General features: G+C 71.7%; 16 protein-coding genes. 7 read left to right on the forward strand and 9 right to left on the reverse strand.

The window, feature by feature from the left end:
* Nucleotides 1-28: 28 nt before the first annotated feature.
* Nucleotides 29-1102, reverse strand: a complete 1074-nt coding sequence (locus AXK60_RS08300) for a citrate synthase (RefSeq protein ID WP_068570587.1) — start codon at nt 1100-1102, stop codon at nt 29-31.
* Between the two features lie 55 nt (nt 1103-1157).
* Between AXK60_RS08300 and AXK60_RS08305 the strand changes: the two genes are divergently transcribed.
* On the forward strand, nt 1158-2270 hold the full coding sequence (locus AXK60_RS08305) for a citrate/2-methylcitrate synthase (protein WP_068570657.1): 1113 nt from the start codon (nt 1158-1160) through the stop codon (nt 2268-2270).
* Nucleotides 2271-2279: 9 nt separating this feature from the next.
* Nucleotides 2280-3407, forward strand: coding sequence for a GNAT family N-acetyltransferase (locus AXK60_RS26285; RefSeq protein WP_068570588.1), 1128 nt, complete (start codon nt 2280-2282; stop codon nt 3405-3407).
* A gap of 7 nt (nt 3408-3414) precedes the next feature.
* On the opposite strand, the gene truB is transcribed toward AXK60_RS26285, so the two are convergent.
* The 3 genes from truB to AXK60_RS08325 are packed head-to-tail and all read right to left on the reverse strand — an operon-like array spanning nt 3415 to nt 6075.
* The gene (truB, locus tag AXK60_RS08315) at nt 3415-4323 is read right to left on the reverse strand and encodes a tRNA pseudouridine(55) synthase TruB (protein ID WP_068570589.1); all 909 of its coding nucleotides are present in this window, start codon (nt 4321-4323) and stop codon (nt 3415-3417) included.
* A 1-nt stretch (nt 4324) separates the two neighbouring features.
* On the reverse strand, nt 4325-4993 hold the full coding sequence (locus tag AXK60_RS08320; RefSeq protein ID WP_068570659.1) for a 4'-phosphopantetheinyl transferase family protein: 669 nt from the start codon (nt 4991-4993) through the stop codon (nt 4325-4327).
* Nucleotides 4993-6075: a metallophosphoesterase family protein gene (locus AXK60_RS08325; protein WP_082777907.1), complete on the reverse strand. Its 1083-nt coding sequence runs from the start codon at nt 6073-6075 to the stop codon at nt 4993-4995. Before AXK60_RS08325 ends, AXK60_RS08320 begins: the two co-directional genes overlap by 1 nt.
* A 103-nt stretch (nt 6076-6178) precedes the next feature.
* On the opposite strand from AXK60_RS08325, the gene AXK60_RS08330 reads away from it, so the two are divergent.
* The 3 genes from AXK60_RS08330 to AXK60_RS08340 all read left to right on the forward strand — a co-directional run bounded on the left by AXK60_RS08330 (nt 6179) and on the right by AXK60_RS08340 (nt 9764).
* Nucleotides 6179-7120 (forward strand): ABC transporter substrate-binding protein, encoded by a 942-nt coding sequence (locus AXK60_RS08330; protein ID WP_217491765.1) that lies wholly within the window; start codon nt 6179-6181, stop codon nt 7118-7120.
* 41 nt (nt 7121-7161) lie between these two features.
* Nucleotides 7162-7971 (forward strand): ion transporter, encoded by an 810-nt coding sequence (locus AXK60_RS08335; RefSeq protein ID WP_068570590.1) that lies wholly within the window; start codon nt 7162-7164, stop codon nt 7969-7971.
* 95 nt (nt 7972-8066) lie between these two features.
* Complete coding sequence (locus AXK60_RS08340; RefSeq protein WP_068570591.1) at nt 8067-9764, forward strand: purine-cytosine permease family protein; 1698 nt, start codon at nt 8067-8069, stop codon at nt 9762-9764.
* A gap of 9 nt (nt 9765-9773) precedes the next feature.
* Here the strand turns inward: AXK60_RS08340 and AXK60_RS08345 are convergent, their stop codons facing one another.
* Nucleotides 9774-10190 carry an HNH endonuclease gene (locus tag AXK60_RS08345; RefSeq protein ID WP_068570663.1) on the reverse strand — a complete coding sequence of 139 codons (417 nt, stop codon included), beginning with the start codon at nt 10188-10190 and terminating at the stop codon, nt 9774-9776.
* Nucleotides 10191-10270: 80 nt separating this feature from the next.
* Here AXK60_RS08345 and AXK60_RS08350 point away from each other — a divergent pair, with 80 nt between their 5' ends.
* Nucleotides 10271-10555: an FmdB family zinc ribbon protein gene (locus AXK60_RS08350; RefSeq protein ID WP_068570592.1), complete on the forward strand. Its 285-nt coding sequence runs from the start codon at nt 10271-10273 to the stop codon at nt 10553-10555.
* Between the two features lie 38 nt (nt 10556-10593).
* On the forward strand, nt 10594-11850 hold the full coding sequence (gene fmdA / locus AXK60_RS08355) for a formamidase (RefSeq protein WP_068570593.1): 1257 nt from the start codon (nt 10594-10596) through the stop codon (nt 11848-11850).
* A gap of 86 nt (nt 11851-11936) precedes the next feature.
* On the opposite strand, the gene AXK60_RS26290 is transcribed toward fmdA, so the two are convergent.
* From AXK60_RS26290 to rbfA, 4 genes are read right to left on the reverse strand one after another with little or no spacing between them, the layout of a single operon-like run.
* A complete protein-coding gene (locus tag AXK60_RS26290) occupies nt 11937-12383 on the reverse strand; it encodes a hypothetical protein (RefSeq protein WP_068570594.1) in 447 nt (148 codons plus the stop codon).
* Nucleotides 12384-12423: 40 nt separating this feature from the next.
* Complete coding sequence (locus AXK60_RS08365; protein ID WP_068570595.1) at nt 12424-13764, reverse strand: MATE family efflux transporter; 1341 nt, start codon at nt 13762-13764, stop codon at nt 12424-12426.
* Complete coding sequence (locus tag AXK60_RS08370) at nt 13761-14702, reverse strand: DHH family phosphoesterase (protein WP_068570596.1); 942 nt, start codon at nt 14700-14702, stop codon at nt 13761-13763. Before AXK60_RS08370 ends, AXK60_RS08365 begins: the two co-directional genes overlap by 4 nt.
* Nucleotides 14699-15163, reverse strand: a complete 465-nt coding sequence (rbfA, locus tag AXK60_RS08375; protein WP_068570597.1) for a 30S ribosome-binding factor RbfA — start codon at nt 15161-15163, stop codon at nt 14699-14701. The genes AXK60_RS08370 and rbfA overlap by 4 nt, the downstream gene beginning before the upstream one ends.
* Between the last annotated feature and the right edge of the window lie 77 nt (nt 15164-15240).

Here is a 15240-nt window from a genome sequence, read left to right on the forward strand (position 1 = left end):
GTTCGGCTAACCTAGTGAACCACAGCCCTCACCGCACGCCGCCACTGTTCGCGCCGCGCCAGCGCAGCGGCGCCTCCTCGTACTCCTCGGCGATGTGCGCCGCCATCCCGACGGTGCGCCCGTACTGGAACAGCACCTCCGTCGAGCGGGCCGGCAGGCCGAGTTCGTGCGCGACCGCGGCGCCGGCGAGGTCGATGTTCACCGCACGCCCGACCCGATCCGCGAGCTCCGCGACCGCCTGCAGGGCGGGCGCGTCCGGCCGGTCGGCGCGCAGGAGGTCGAGAACGACGGTGGCCCGCGGGTCCTCACCCGTGTACACGATGTGCCCGAAGCCGGCGAGGTGGCCGCCCCACGACGCGTCCGCGATCGCCGCGTCCACATCCCCGCCCTCGAGCATCCGCCCGAGCATGGCGTACGCAGCGGCGGGAGCCCCGCCGTGCAGCACGCCGGCCATCGCGCCGTACCCGGCGAGCAGCGTGTCGTAGAGCCCCGCCCGGGCCGAGGCCGCGACCCGCGCGGCCGTGGTCGACGCCGCGAGCCCGTTGTCGATGAGGCACGTCGCCTGGGCCTGCACCCACGGATGCTCCAGGCGCACCTCGGGCACGAGATCGGCGAGGACCGGCAGGAGGCCCAGCGTGCGTTCAGCGACCGCGGACCGGTCCGCGCGCAACGGATCCCACGCCGCGAGCAGCGCTACCGCCAGCGGGATCCGGCGCTCGAGCGCCACGCCCCGCGCCGGGCCGAGGTCGACCCGCGGCGGGGGCACGGCACCGTCGACCTCGAGGGTGAAGCGCGCCGCCGCAGCGAAGTCCATCTCCGCGCACACCTGCGCGATCGGGCGGCCGCGCAGGCGTAGCGAATCCCCGCGGAGCGCCGAGACCCGGGTGGTCACGGCCCGGAACCGCAGGAGGCGGTCGGCCTCGCGCCGGCCGTCGTGCTTGCCGGCGGCCAGCGAGTCCACCTGGGTGCGGTCGAACAGCGACTCGGCCTGCCCCGGCATGCGCCGCGAATGCAGCACTCCCCGACTGACGTACGCGTACAGCGTCCCGCGCTTGACGCCCAGCCGTTCCGCCGCCTCGGAGGTCGTGATCCATCTGTCCACGACCTTGATTCAATCAACATTGCGGATGTTGATCAACATCGCCCACACTCGGCTCATGACCACACCGCTCATCGCCCCGGCGGGGCTCAAGAACGTCATCGTGACCGACACCGAACTCGGCGATGTCCGAGGCGAGGAGGGCTGCTTCCACTACCGCGGCCACGACGCCGCGCGCCTCGCGGCGACCGTCGGCTTCGAGGACGCGTGGCACCTCATGCTGTTCGGCTCGCTCCCCGGGCCTGCAGCGGCGGCGACCTTCCGCCGGCAGGTGGGCGCGCTCCGGGCGCTCGACGGCGGCACCGTCGACCTGCTGCGGGCGACCGTCCGGCCCGGGACCGAGCCCATGCACGCGCTGCGCGTGGCCCTCGCCGCCCAGGGCCTCGGCGACCGCCCCCTCATGGACCTGCCGGAGGACGAACGGACCGCAGCGGCGCTGCGATCCGCCGCGGTGACGCCGACGATCCTGGCGGCGGCACACCGTCTGACCCGGGGCGAGGAACCCGTCGAGGCCGATCCGGACGCCGGCCACGCCGCCGACTACCTCCGCATGGCCACGGGGAACACCGATGGCGACGACGCCGCGGCGCTGCAGACCTACCTCGTGGCCGCCATCGACCACGGCTTCAACGCCTCGACCTTCGCGGGCAGGGTGATCGCGTCCACCGGGTCGGACATGGCGTCGTGCCTGCTCGGCGCCCTGGGCGCCTTCCTCGGGCCGCTGCACGGTGGCGCTCCCAGCCGGGCACTGGCCGCCCTCGACGAGATCGGCGACCCGGCGAACACCCGGGAATGGGTGCGCGGCAAGATCTCCCGCGACGAGAAGATCATGGGCTTCGGGCACGCCGTGTACCGCACGCACGACCCGCGGTCCGAACTGCTCAAGGGCGTCGCACGGCGGTACGACTCGCCGCTGGTCCGGCAGGCGCTCGCGGTGGAATCGGAGATCGAGGCGGCGATCAACGAGCTCAAGCCGGGCCGGCGGCTCTACGCCAACGTCGAGTACTACGCGGGCGTGGTGATGAGTGAGGCGGGACTGCCGCCGTCCATGTTCACACCCACCTTCGGCGTCGCCCGCGTCGTGGGCTGGACGGCGAACATCCTCGAGCAGGTCCACCAGGGCAAGATCATCCGGCCGTCGGCCCGCTACGTCGGGGAAATTTTGCAGTAGCATCGTGCAGTGACCACCCAGTCGAACGTCGGCCGCTACCGCATCGGGGAGCACGTCGTCGAGTTCCGCGCACCACGGCTCTCCGACGCGGAATCGTGGCGTCGCACCAACCTCGAGCACGAGAAGCGCCTGCGGCCGGCGTTCGGCAGCCCCGACACGGACTGGGACGAGGAGCATTCCGCGGCCGCATGGGCGGAGACCTGGTGGGCGGCGACCCACGACCCGAACGTGCGCATCGCGCGCGTGCTCACGGTCGAGGACGGCGCCGAGGACCGGGTGGTCGGCTACCAGGTGTGGGCGGGTCGCGATCCCCGCACCGGGCACGCCGAGGCGTCGACGTGGGTCGCCGGGCTGCCGCACTCGTACGAGGTCACCGCCTTCCTCACGGCCGCGTGCGTCCTCGACGTGTTCACCGCGCACCCCGACCTCCCCGTCGTCGTCGCGCCGATGGCCGTGCACAACCGACCGCCGATCGCCCTCGCCGAATCGGTCGGCTTCACGTACCTGCAGACGCTCCGCGGGCTCCGCGAGTACGACGGCCGGCCGACCGATCACTCGATCCACGTCCGGCACAACACCGATGCGGCGCGTGCCGAACTGGCCGCGGTCCTCGCCTCGATCGGCGCCGAGCCGCTGCCGCCTCGGCCCGCGGACCGGCCGTCACTCGGCGCGGCCCTCGGGCTGGCCCGGCACGGGGTCCGCCGGCTGCGCGCCCGGGCGCGCGCCGCCCGCGCCACCCCGGCTGCGGACACGACGTTCGGCGCCGCCCGCGCCGTCGGAGGCCATGACATCGGCTTCCTCCCCACCCGTGCCGGCGAGCACACCGTCACCGTCGACGGTCGGCCCATCGGCGCGATCAACGTTCACGTCGACGGCGGCAGCTCGACGACCGAGATCATCGATCGCCTGGACCGCGATGTGGACGTCGACGGCGCGACCGCGGCCGTCGTCGCCGTCTGCCGGGCCGTCGCGGAGGGTCAGCGGACCCGGCGGCTCACGATCGCGCTGGCGGACCGCCATGCGGGCGCCGCCGCGGACCTGGCCGCGCTGGGCTTCGCGTCCGAGGGCGCGACCCTGCCGACCCGCGGTGACGAATCCACGCCCCGGGAGAGCTGGACCCTCGTCCTGGAGCGGTGAGCGCCGCTCAGGCCGACGGCCGCACCACGAAGACCGAGCTCGCGCGCTTGCCGTTCTCCTGCAGGAGGGCGAACGCGCGCCCGTCCGGCGTGACGGCCGCGTAGACGCCGTCCATCCCGATCGGGTCGAGCCACTTGCCCAGGGACAGATCCACGGCCTGCGCCTGGGTGATCTCCCGGGTCGCGAATCCCGTGGCGATCGCCTCGTCGATGCCGTACGACAGGCGCGGAGCCTCGAAGAGGTCGTCGAGCGTGATCGCGTGGTCGAGTCCGTACGGCCCGACCCGCGTGCGGCGCAGGCCCGTCAGGTGCCCGCCCACGCCGAGCGCCGCGCCGAGATCCCGGGCGAGCGCCCGGACGTACGTGCCCGACGAGCACTCCACGGTCACGTCGAGGTCGAGGTACTCGCCCTCGCGCCGGAAGGCGTGCGCCGCGAACTCGTCGACGGTGACCGGGCGCGCCTTGAGCTGGACCTCGGCGCCCTCGCGGACCAGCTGGTGGGCGCGCTTACCGTCGACCTTGATGGCGCTCACCGTCGACGGGACCTGTTCGATCGCACCCGTCAGGGGGAGCATGGCGGCGCGGACGGCGTCGTCGGAAAGCCCTGCGGCGGAGGCGCCGCCGGTGATCTCGCCCTCGGCGTCGTCGGTCGTCGTGGAGGCGCCGAGCCGGACGGTGGCCGAGTACGCCTTCGTGGTCAGAGCGAGGTGGCCCAGCAGCTTCGTGGCCCGCTCGATCCCGATGACGAGCACGCCGGTGGCCATCGGGTCGAGGGTGCCCGCGTGACCGACTTTGCGGGTGCTCATGGCTCGGCGGCAGCGGGCGACCACGTCGTGGCTGGTCAGTCCGGCGGGCTTGTCGACGATGATCAGCCCGGCACCGTCGGGCTCGAGGAAGCCCCGGTGGGGAACGGTCATCTCACACCTCCGCGATCGAGGTCACGATGAGGCCGTCGGTGATCCGCCACCGGCCGTCGAAGGACGCGACCGGTGGGCCGCCGTCGGTGGTCCTGCCGTCGATGAGGATGCGGGAGCGGAACGTGCCCTCGGCGGAATCGTCCGTGCGCGACTCGAGGCCGAAGGTGATCTCCGCGTCCTCGAAGCCGAGCCAGCGGCCCGTGATCGGATTCCACGCCTTGTAGGTGGCCTCCTTCGCGCAGAACAGGAGCCGGTCCCAGTGCAGGCCGTCCGCGTCGCGGGCGGCGAGCACCTCCCGCTCGGACTCCACCGAGACGGTGGGCAGCACCTTGTCCGGCAGGGGAAGGTGCGGCTCGGCATCGATGCCGACGGTGCGCACCCCCATCCGGTAGCCGACCACCGCGCCGCGGTAGCCGTCACAGTGCGTGAGCGCGCCCACCACGTTGCGCGGCCAGTCCACCCCGCCGCCCTCGCCCTTGACGAGCACGGCGTCGTCGATGCCCAACTCCCCCAGCGCCTCCCGAGCGAGGTGGCGCACCGTCGCGTACTCCGCCTGCCGCTTGGGCACGGCCCGCGCGATCTGCGCCGCCTCGCGCGGGTGCAGCTGCGCGTCGACATCGCCGTGCGCCTCCCGCGCGACGAGTCCGCGCGGGAGCATGGACTGCAGGATCACTTCTCCGACTCCTTCTCGCGAGCGGCGCGGCCGGAATCCCCGGGGCCGCCGCCCCGTCCGGGTCCGGCACCGGATTCCCGCGCCGCTCGACGCTCGGCGATCCGCTCCCGCGCCGCCACGCGGCGGTCGCTCAGCCGCTCCTGCGCGGCAGCGCGTTCCGCGGCGAACCGCTCCGGATCGTCCCGGTACTTCGGGTCCACCTCGAAGTGGACGCCGTAGTGTCCCAACGACTCCTCCGTGTACGCCGGCGCCGGGAGGATCCGCCGCAGCAGCGGCTCGGGCAGGCCGCGCTCCTGCCACTCCCGCGGGTAGCCCACCGAGACCTCCTCGAACCGGACGCCGTCGTACCAGGTGGTACGGGGAATGTGCAGGTGCCCGTACACGGCCGCCTCGGCGTTGTAGGTCCGGTGCCAGTCCGCCGTTTCGACGGTGCCGCACCACAGCGCGAAGTCCGGGTAGAACAGCACCTCGGTGGGCTCGCGGCGCAGCGGCCAGTGGTTCACCAGCACCGTCCGGGTGCCGGCCGGCAGCGCGGCGAGCCGACGGCGCGTGTACTCCAGTCGCGCCCGACACCACGCGTCACGGGTCGCATAGGGCTCGGGTGAGAGCAGGAACTCGTCGGTGGCGACGACGCTCTTCTCCTTCGCACGGGCCAGCGCCTGCAGCGTGGTGAGGCCCTCGTCGCGGAAGGTGTAGTCGTAGAGCAGGAACATGGGAACGATCGCGACCGGCGCTGTCTCGGGGTCGTCCGGGTCGTCGAACACCGGGAACGGGTCCTCGGGCGTGAGCACGCCGTGATGCCGGCAGATCTCCACCAGGTGGTCGTAGCGAGCCTCGCCGAAGACCTGCATCGGGTCCTTGGACGTGGTGTACAGCTCGTGGTTGCCCGGGACCCAGATGACCTTCTCGAACCGCGGCGCCAGGGCCGTGAGCACCTCATCGAGCTGGTCGGTGCGCTCACAGACGTCGCCGGCCAGGATCAGCCAGTCGTCCGGGGACGTGGGCCACACCTTGTCGACGACGCCCTCGTTCCCCCGGTGCCCCACGTGCAGGTCACTGATCGCCCAGAGGTTCGCCACCCCTCCACGCTACCGGTCGGTCACGGTCGCCGATCTCGCCCGTCGCGAACACGACGAACCTTAGGACAGGTAACCCTAACCTAACCTGCTAGCGTCTACCGCCATGACCATCGCACCGCCCCCGAACCGCCGCCGCTTCCTCGCCGCCACCCTCGCCGTGGCCACCGCCGCCACGCTCGCGGCCTGCGGGTCGGGCGACACCGACAGCTCGGCCGCGGACACCCGGGTCGTCCGGCACGCCATGGGCGAGACGACGGTGCCCGCGAACCCGCAGCGCATCGTCGTCATCGACTCTCCGCACACGGACGCCCTGGTCGCGCTCGGCATCAAGCCGGTCGGTGCGGCGGTCGCCGCCGCGAACGAGGGCTTCCCCGGTTACCTGCGCGACAAGCTCGACGGCACCGCGAACGTGGGCCTGATCGCCAGCCCCGACATCGAGGAGATCGCGAAGCTCAAGCCCGATCTCATCATCGGATCGAAGGTCCGGCACGCCAAGCTCTACCAGCAGCTCTCCGCCATCGCCCCGACGGTGTACTCGGTGGACACGGGCACCAACTGGAAGGAGCAGGCGAACATCACCGCACTGTCGGTGAACCGCTCCGCGCAGATGACCGAGCAGCTCGCGCAGCTGGACGCCAGGGCCGCCGAGGTGGGCCGGAAGGTCGGGGCCGCCGGCACGTCGGTCTCGATCGTGCGGTGGCGCGCCAACGGCACCTTCCGGATCTACGGGCCCGGCACGTTCTCGGGCAGCGTGATCACCGCGATGGGCTTCACCATCCCGTCGAAGCCGTGGAGCGAGTACTCGATGATCGAGCCCTCCCTGGAGCACTTCGGCGAGATCAACGGCGACTACGTCTTCCACACGCCCGGCGCCAACTCGACCGCCACGCAGCAGACCGTGACCGACCGCTGGGGCGCGCTGCCCGCCGTCGCCGCCGGGCGCGCCTTCGCCGTGGACGACGAGACCTGGATGGTCGGCATCGGCGTGATCGGCGCGGGGCGGATCATCGACGACGTTCAGCGCCTGGTGAAGCCGAAGGGCTGAATCCGGGGCGATGCGGCCGCGGCTCAGTAGTCTCAAGGACGATGACTGAGCCCACTGCCCCCGCGGCCACCACCGGCCGCCGCCGTCCCGTCGACTGGATGGACTGGGCGATGATCGCCCTGGCGATCGTCTCGCTCGTCCTGATCACGGTGATGACCTTCGTGCACCTGCCGCGCGGGCTCTACATCACCGCGCTGTGGATCGACGCCGGGATCTGCCTGATCTTCTTCCTGGAGTTCCTGGCCCGCTGGCGCGCGGCGCACTGGTCACGCAGGTTCCTGCTGCTCAACTGGTACGAGCTGCTCGGCATGGTGCCCGCGTTCGTGGTCACGATGGCGCTGCCGTCCGCCTTCAAGTTCCTCCGCCTCGTCCTGGTGATCGCGCGGCTCGCCACCGCGATCGACCGCGCCTACGGCGACCGGATCACCGCGGTCGTCGTGGGACGCGCGACCGACGCCGTGGTGGACGCGGTGAAACGGCCGATCACCGTCGCCGTGCTCGACGAGGTGACCGAGGTTCTCAGGACCGGCCACTACACCAAGAACATCGCCCTGGCACTCGAGGAGAACCGGCCCGAGATGAGCGGGATGATCCAGGAGATGGTCAAGAACGATCCGCAGACCAAGGCGGTCAAATACATCCCCTTCCACGACGAGATCATCCAGCTCATCGTGGACACCTCGTTCCGCATGGTGTTGCAGGTGCTCGCCGACGAGCGCACCGACGAGCTGGTCTCCGACATGCTGCGCGAGAACATCGACCAGATCCGGGATTCCGTCAAGCGCAAGGAGGACGCGGCGGCACGGACGAAGGCGGGCAACACGGCCGTCACACCGCACCCGGTCCCGTAACCGACCCGTTACGGCTCGGACACCGCCGCCCAACGCCTCCCCAGCACGATTCCTTCCAACCCCGCGCCGCACGGCCGGGCCGGAAGGGATCTTTCGTGACCGCACTGCAACCCCCGGAGGCGACGACCGCACCGTCGACCCCGCTCCGCGACAGCGCCTCCCGCGAGACGCTCGAGGACTACACCCTGCGGTTCGCGCCCCGCAGCTACCGCAAGTGGGGCCCCGCAGTGGTCGCCACCTCGGCGCTCGGCGGCATCGCCTACCTCGCCGACTTCGCGATCGGCGCGAACATCGGCATCGCGAACGGCACCGGCAACGCGCTCTGGGGCATCGGCTTCTTCGCGCTGGTCATCGTGCTGACCGGATATCCGCTCGCCTACTACGCCGCGCGGTACAACATCGACCTCGACCTCATCACGCGCGGCAGCGGCTTCGGCTACTACGGCTCGGTCCTGACGAACGTGATCTTCGCGTCCTTCACGTTCATCTTCTTCGCGCTCGAGGGATCGATCATGGCGCAGGGGCTCCAGCTCGGCCTGGGCATCCCGCTGTGGCTGGGCTACCTGCTCTCGTCCGTGCTGATCATCCCGCTGGTCGTCTACGGCATGAACACACTCGCCAAGCTGCAGGTGTGGACCACCCCGCTGTGGCTCGTGATGATGGTGCTGCCCTTCGGCTACCTGCTGCTGAAGCACCCCGAGGCGATCGGCGACTTCTTCGCCTTCGGCGGCATCGACACCGCCACCGGGGAGCCCCTGCACAAGGGCGTCAGCTTCGCCGGCACCATGCTCGCCGCAGGCGTGTGCCTGTCGCTCATCGCCCAGATCGCCGAGCAGATCGACTACCTGCGGTTCATGCCGCCCAAGACGCCCGAGAACTCGCGCCGCTGGTGGACCGCCGTGATCACCGCGGGCCCCGGCTGGGTCTTCTTCGGCGCCGTCAAGCAGATCGTCGGCCTCTTCCTGGCCGTCTACCTGATCGGGATCACGATCGACAACGCCGGCATCGCCAACCAGCCCGTGCACCAGTTCGTGGAGATCTACCAGGACTTCCTGCCGCACTGGCTCGCGCTCACGCTCGCCGTGATCCTCGTGGTGATCAGCCAGATCAAGATCAACGTGACCAACGCCTATTCGGGCTCGCTGGCGTGGACCAACAGCTTCACCCGCGTCACGAAGACCTACCCGGGCCGCCTGGTGTTCCTCGTGTTCAACGTCGTCATCGCGATCGTCCTGATGGAGGCCGACATGTTCAGCTTCCTCAACAACCTGCTGAACTTCTACGCCAACTGCGGCATCGCGTGGATCGTGGCGGTGGCCAGTGACATCGCGATCAACAAGTACTTCCTGAAGATCTCGCCGAAGGTCCCGGAGTTCCGCCGCGGCATGCTCTACGACGTCAACCCCGTCGGTTTCGTCTCGGTGATCGTCGCGGCGGGCCTGTCCATCGCCGCGTTCTTCGGGCTCCTCGGCTCGGGCCTGCAGCCCTACTCGCCGCTGGTCGCCCTGGTCCTCGCGCTGGTGCTGCCGCCGGTGCTCGCTCTCGCCACCCGCGGCAGGTACTACCTGCGCCGCTCCGACGACGGCATCGACCTGCCGATGTTCGACGAGTACGGCAACCCGTCGGGCGAGAAGCTCCTGTGCTGCGTGACCGGCGTCGAGTTCGAGCGGCCCGACATGGTGGCCTCCGCGGTGCCCGGCCCCGAGGGCGAGAATCAGTACATCAGTTCGCTGGCACTCTCGACGGACAGGTCCGGCGCGCACGTCCTGCCCGCGGACCCGCCGGTGCGCTAGGCGCACCCCTCACCCCACCGGATCCGACGGTGCGCCGCCCTCCGGGGCCGGCGCACCGTCGTCCGCGTTCCGCTCCCGCAGGTGCATCAGGATCTCGGCGTGCCCCTGCAGGAAGGCCCGTTCGTCGAGCTTCTTGCGGCGCATCCACCCCGTGACCTCGGAGTTGCACTTGCTGGCGTTGCAGGAGCGGCACGCCGGCACCACGTTGGTCTGCGTGTAACGGCCGCCCCGCGAGATCGGCAGGACGCAGTCCTTCTGGAACGGGCCCGCCCCGCCGCAGTACGCGCACGCGCCCCACAGGGCGACCAGTTCGTCCCACTCGGGCACGGTGAGGTCGTTGTCGGCGGCGGCCACCCGACGCGCGCGGCGGCGGGCGACCCGGGCCTTGCGGGTCTGCGCGCGCGGCGCAGTCGACTTCGGGGGCACGGGCACACGTTACCCACCGAAAACGATACCGATTCGGTAGTTTCCGCCCGGGAACCGGACGAAAGGAATACGGTCCAGTCATGCCCACCTACGAATTCCGCTGCAGCAGTTGCGGACCCTTCGACGCCGTCTTCAGCATGCGCGACGTCCCCGAGGCGACGCCGTGTCGCTGCGGGTCCCCGGCGCGTCGCGGGATCACCGCGCCCCGGTTGGGCAGCGGCGCGTCCGGGGCGATGAAGCTGCTCGACGCCACCAAGGCCACCGCCGAGAAGCCGGCCGTCGTCTCCGCCCCGACCGGGCGGACGCGCGGAGGCGGGGGCGGCGCACCGTCGAACCCCCGGCACGCGGGTCTCCCCCGCCCCTGAATCCCCCGATCGTTCACCGTAGAAGAAAGGCCAGTTCCATGCCCGAAGTCGTCTTTCCGCTCGACTCCAGCAAGAAGTTCACCGATCAGGAGAAGATCGGCCACAACCGGTGGCACTACGCCATCCCGCCGGCCGTCACCGTCAAGCCGGGCGACACCTTCCGGGTGCACTGCCGGGAGTGGTTCGACGGTGCGATCCACAACGACGATTCGGCGGAGGACATCCTCAACGCGCCGCTGACCTCCGTGCACACGCTGTCGGGGCCGATCGCTGTCGAGGGCGCGAAGCCGGGTGACCTGCTCATCGTCGACATCGTGGACGTGGGCCCGATCCCGCAGGAGGACAGCGGCCCGCTGGCCGGCCAGGGCTGGGGCTACACGGGCATCTTCGCCAAGGAGAACGGCGGCGGCTTCCTCACCGACCAGTTCCCCGACGCCTACAAGGCGATCTGGGACTTCACCGGCCACACCGCCACCTCGCGCCACGTGCCGCACGTGAGCTTCACCGGCATCATCCACCCGGGCCTGATGGGCACGGCACCGTCGAAGGACCTGCTCGCCCGGTGGAACGCCCGCGAGGCGGCGCTCATCGCTACCGATCCCGACCGCGTGCCGCCGCTGGCGCTGCCGCCCGAGCCGAACGACGCCATCCTCGGCACCCTCACGGGCGCCGCCTTCACCGCGGCCGCCGCCGAGGCCGCGCGCACCGCCCCGCCGCGCGAGAACGGCGGCAACCAGGACATCAAGAACCTCACCCGCGGCACCCGCGTCTTCTACCCGGTGTTCGTGGACGGCGCGAACCTGTCGGTCGGCGACCTGCACTTCAGCCAGGGCGACGGCGAGATCACCTTCTGCGGCGCCATCGAGATGGGCGGGTTCATCGACCTGCACGTCGACATCATCTCGGGCGGCATGGAGACCTACGGCGTCAGCGAGAACGCGATCTTCCTGCCCGGCGGCGACGTGGGCCCGCGGTACGAGCAGTTCCTCGCTTTCTCGGGCACGTCGGTGACCCTCGACGACGAACAGCGGTACCTGGACAGCCATCTCGCGTACCAGCGGGCCTGCCTGCACGCGATCGACTACCTCACCAAGTTCGGCTACAGCCCGGAGCAGGCCTACCTGCTGCTCGGTGCCGCGCCGATCGAGGGCCGCCTCTCGGGCGTCGTCGACATCCCGAACTCGTGTGCCACCGTGTACATCCCGACGTCGATCTTCGACTTCGACGTGACGCCCGGCAAGGACGGGCCGGTGCAGATCGATCCCGGTCAGGGTGCGCCGCGCGCGTCACGCTGACCGGCCCCGACCGACATCTCGGCCCCGGGACGCGGCGACGGATCTCCGTCGCCGGGTCCCGGGGCCGGGTCGTGCAGAGGGCTCGGTCAGCGCGGGAAGGGCAGGTTCGGCGGGATGGTGATGGTGCGCGGCACGCCCGGCGGCACGTCGATGCCCGGCGGGATCACGACGGTGGTCGGGTAGGGCTGCGTCGTCTGCGGGGCGGTGGTGTCCGCCGTCGTGCCGTACGCGGGGTTCGTGGTGGTGGTGGTGGTCTCCGGCGTGTACGGGGCGACGTAGGGCTGCTCCGGCGTGCCCGCCTGGCCGGGCGCGGTCGTGGTGGTCGCGGCGGCCGACGACGAGGCGCTCGCGGACGGCGCGGACGAGGGTGCCGACGACGGGCCCGAGCCCGCGCTCGGGTTCACGGTGAACGAGGGCACCGAACCCGAATCGGACGGTGCACATGCCACCATCGCCCCGAGCCCGGCGACGACGGCGGTGCCGGCCAGGATCCGGCGGAACGCGGACGTGCGCGTAATCACAGTGAATGCCATATGCAACATCCGATCGTATTCGGCCGCGCAATGCAAGCCGTCACGCCGGAGCGGTCCCAACCCGCTCCCACCGGCTCCCGGCGAACCGCAGCGCGACCGCGGCGCAGCGCAGCACCATGAACGCCGCCAGGCCCGACCAGATACCCGTGAGCCCCCAGTCGAAGGCGTAGGAGAGCCAGATCAGCGGCAGGAACCCGACCAGCGCCGAGAACATGGTCGCGGTACGCAGGTACGCCGCGTCGGAGGCGCCGAGCAGCACACCGTCGAGCGCGAACACGACCCCGGCGATCGGCACCATCCCCACCAGGAACCACCACGGCACCGTCAGCGCGTCGAGGACCTGCGGGTCGGAGGTGAAGGCGTGCGGCAGGATGCCGGCCAGGCCCGCCAGCGCCGCGGCGATGGCGATCGCGAAGGCCGTCGACCAGGCCGTCACCCGGTGGCCCAGCGTCCGCGCCGCGGCGGTGTTCCCCGCGCCCAGCGCAGCGCCCACCAGCGTCTGCGCGGCGATCGCGAGCGAGTCGAGGACGAGGGCCACGAAGTTCCACAGCTGCATCGCGATCTGGTGCGCCCCCACGAACTGCGCGCCCGCGCGGGCCGCCACCGCACCGGCGGAGATGAAGCAGATCTGGAAGGACAGGCTGCGCACGATCAGGTCGCGGCCCAGCACGAGCTGCGCCCGCACCAGGGCGGGCCGGAGCCGGAGTCCGCCCGCCGGTGCCGCACGGATCACCGCACCCAGGAAGAGCAGGCCGCTGACGACCTGCCCGGCGAGGTTCGCCCACGCCGAGCCGACCAGGCCGAGTTCCGGCGCGCCGAGCCAGCCGTGCACGAGCACGGGGCACAGCACCGTCGACAGGCCCAGGCCCGCCAGCACGAACACGAGCGGGGCCCGGGGCCGCTGCACGCCGCGCAACCAGCCGTTGCCGGCCATCGTGACCAGGATGAGCGGGATGCCGAAGGAGGCCACCCGCACCCACGACTCCGCGGCGACGGCGATCTCGTCGCGACCGGCGAGGGCCCGCGTCACCGGCCCCGCGAAGATCTGCACCAGGGACAGGAGGACACCGCCGACCGCGAGCGCGAGCCAGGTTGCCTGCACGCCCTCTGTGACGGCACCGTCGGCATCCCCCGCGCCGAAGCGGCGCGCCGAGCGCGAGGTGGTGCCGTACGAGAGGAAGGTCAGCTGCGTCGAGACCGTCGCCAGGATGAGCCCGCCCACGGCGAGGCCGGCCAGCGGGAGCGCGCCCAGCCGACCGATGATCGCCGTGTCCCACAACAGATACAGGGGTTCGGCGGCGAGGACGCCGAGGGCGGGCAGCGCCTGTCCGACGATCCGCCTACCGAGACCGGACGGTACGGCGGCGACGGCCTCCGTCATGTGCGGGCGAGGAAGGCGGCCACCACGTCCTCGGCGGTGCCGATGGCCGAGTAGCCCGCCGCGAGCCGATGCCCGCCGCCGCCGAAGCCGCGCGCGAGCGCCGAGACGTCCACGTCCGTACGGGCCCGCAGCGACGCCGACCACTCGCCGCCGTCGCTCTCCTTGAACAGCGCGGCGACCTCGCAGTCGTCCGCCGTGCGGAGCAGGTCGATGAGCGACTCCGCGGCGTCCCAGCCGAGCGGCCCGCGATCGACGGCGCGGCACACGGCGTAGACCGCGCCGCGGCCGCCGAAGGCCTCCGGCACGGCCGTCGCGGAACCGAGTACCGCGGCGACCATGGGGAACCAGGCGCGGGGATGGCTGTCGAGCAGCTCCCGCGTGAGCTCACGGCCGTGCGCGCCCGCGTCGAGCAGCCGGGCCGCCATCCGGTGCCCCGCGGGCGAGGCCCAGCGGAACGAGCCGGTGTCGGTGACCAGACCGGCGTACAGGCAGTCCGCGGTCTCCGCGTCGAGCTCGGCGCCCAGCGCGTCGATCACCGCCAGCACCAGTTCCGTGGTGCTGTTGGCCGCCGCGTCGATCAGGTCGACGGTGCCGAACCCGCCGTTCGTGGCGTGGTGGTCGATCACCACCCGTACCGGGTGCGCCCGGAACGAGTCCTCCAGTCCGGCGAGCCGCTCGGCACTGGCGCAGTCGACGGCGACCGCGACCTCGGCATCGATCGGGGCCGAGAAACCGTCGGCGCCCGCCAGACCGTCGATGCCGGACGGCAGGTCCGGGCCGGGATGGCTCACCGACACCTCGGCGCCGCGGGCACGGAGCACCCGAGCCAGTGCCAGGCCGGAGCCGAGCGTGTCGGCGTCGGGCCGCACGTGGCAGTACACCGCCACGCGGGGCGCACCGTCGAGCGCGGCCGCGACGGCCGCGAGGGCGTCGGTCACCGCGGGTCCTCGCCCGGTTCGTCGTCCGGGTCCTCGTCGTGCTTGTACGGATCGGCGTCGCCCGCCGGCTGCGCGGTGGCCGCCACGGCGGCGACCCGCTCGTCCTGCTCGCGGGCCTTCGCCAGCAGCGCCTCCATGTTCGCGACCGCGGCGGGCACCCCGTCGAGCTCGAACCGGAGCGTGGGCGTGAACCGCACACCCGTGCCCGCGCCGACCTTGCTGCGGAGCTGGCCCCGGGCCTTCTCCAGGCCCGCTGCGGCGGCCTCGTAGTCCGGCTCGACGTCGAGCGTCGGCCCCATCACGGTGTAGAACACCGTCGCGTCGTGCAGGTCGTTCGTCACCCGCGTATCGGTGACGGTCACGTGGTCCAGACGCGGATCCTTGATGTCGTGCTCGATCGCCGTCGCGACGATCGTGCCGATCCGCTTGGCGAGCCGAGCTGCCCGTGCCGGGTCGGCCATGGCCTCTTCCCTCCCTTGAAAAACCTCTGACGATCGATCGGCGACACCTCGCGCGCCGCGAACGATCGGTGGACAGC

It is taken from the genome of Tsukamurella pseudospumae (assembly GCF_001575195.1).
Classification (GTDB): domain Bacteria; phylum Actinomycetota; class Actinomycetes; order Mycobacteriales; family Mycobacteriaceae; genus Tsukamurella; species Tsukamurella pseudospumae.

Coding starts and splice junctions, on each gene's coding strand:
- AXK60_RS08305 (WP_068570657.1), top strand. CDS start 1,158: ATGACCACACCGCTCATCGCCCCGGCGGGGCTCAAGAACGTCATCGTG.
- truB (WP_068570589.1), bottom strand. CDS start 4,323: ATGACCGTTCCCCACCGGGGCTTCCTCGAGCCCGACGGTGCCGGGCTG.
- AXK60_RS08330 (WP_217491765.1), top strand. CDS start 6,179: ATGACCATCGCACCGCCCCCGAACCGCCGCCGCTTCCTCGCCGCCACC.
- AXK60_RS08335 (WP_068570590.1), top strand. CDS start 7,162: ATGACTGAGCCCACTGCCCCCGCGGCCACCACCGGCCGCCGCCGTCCC.
- AXK60_RS08350 (WP_068570592.1), top strand. CDS start 10,271: ATGCCCACCTACGAATTCCGCTGCAGCAGTTGCGGACCCTTCGACGCC.
- fmdA (WP_068570593.1), top strand. CDS start 10,594: ATGCCCGAAGTCGTCTTTCCGCTCGACTCCAGCAAGAAGTTCACCGAT.
- AXK60_RS26290 (WP_068570594.1), bottom strand. CDS start 12,383: ATGGCATTCACTGTGATTACGCGCACGTCCGCGTTCCGCCGGATCCTG.
- AXK60_RS08365 (WP_068570595.1), bottom strand. CDS start 13,764: ATGACGGAGGCCGTCGCCGCCGTACCGTCCGGTCTCGGTAGGCGGATC.
- rbfA (WP_068570597.1), bottom strand. CDS start 15,163: ATGGCCGACCCGGCACGGGCAGCTCGGCTCGCCAAGCGGATCGGCACG.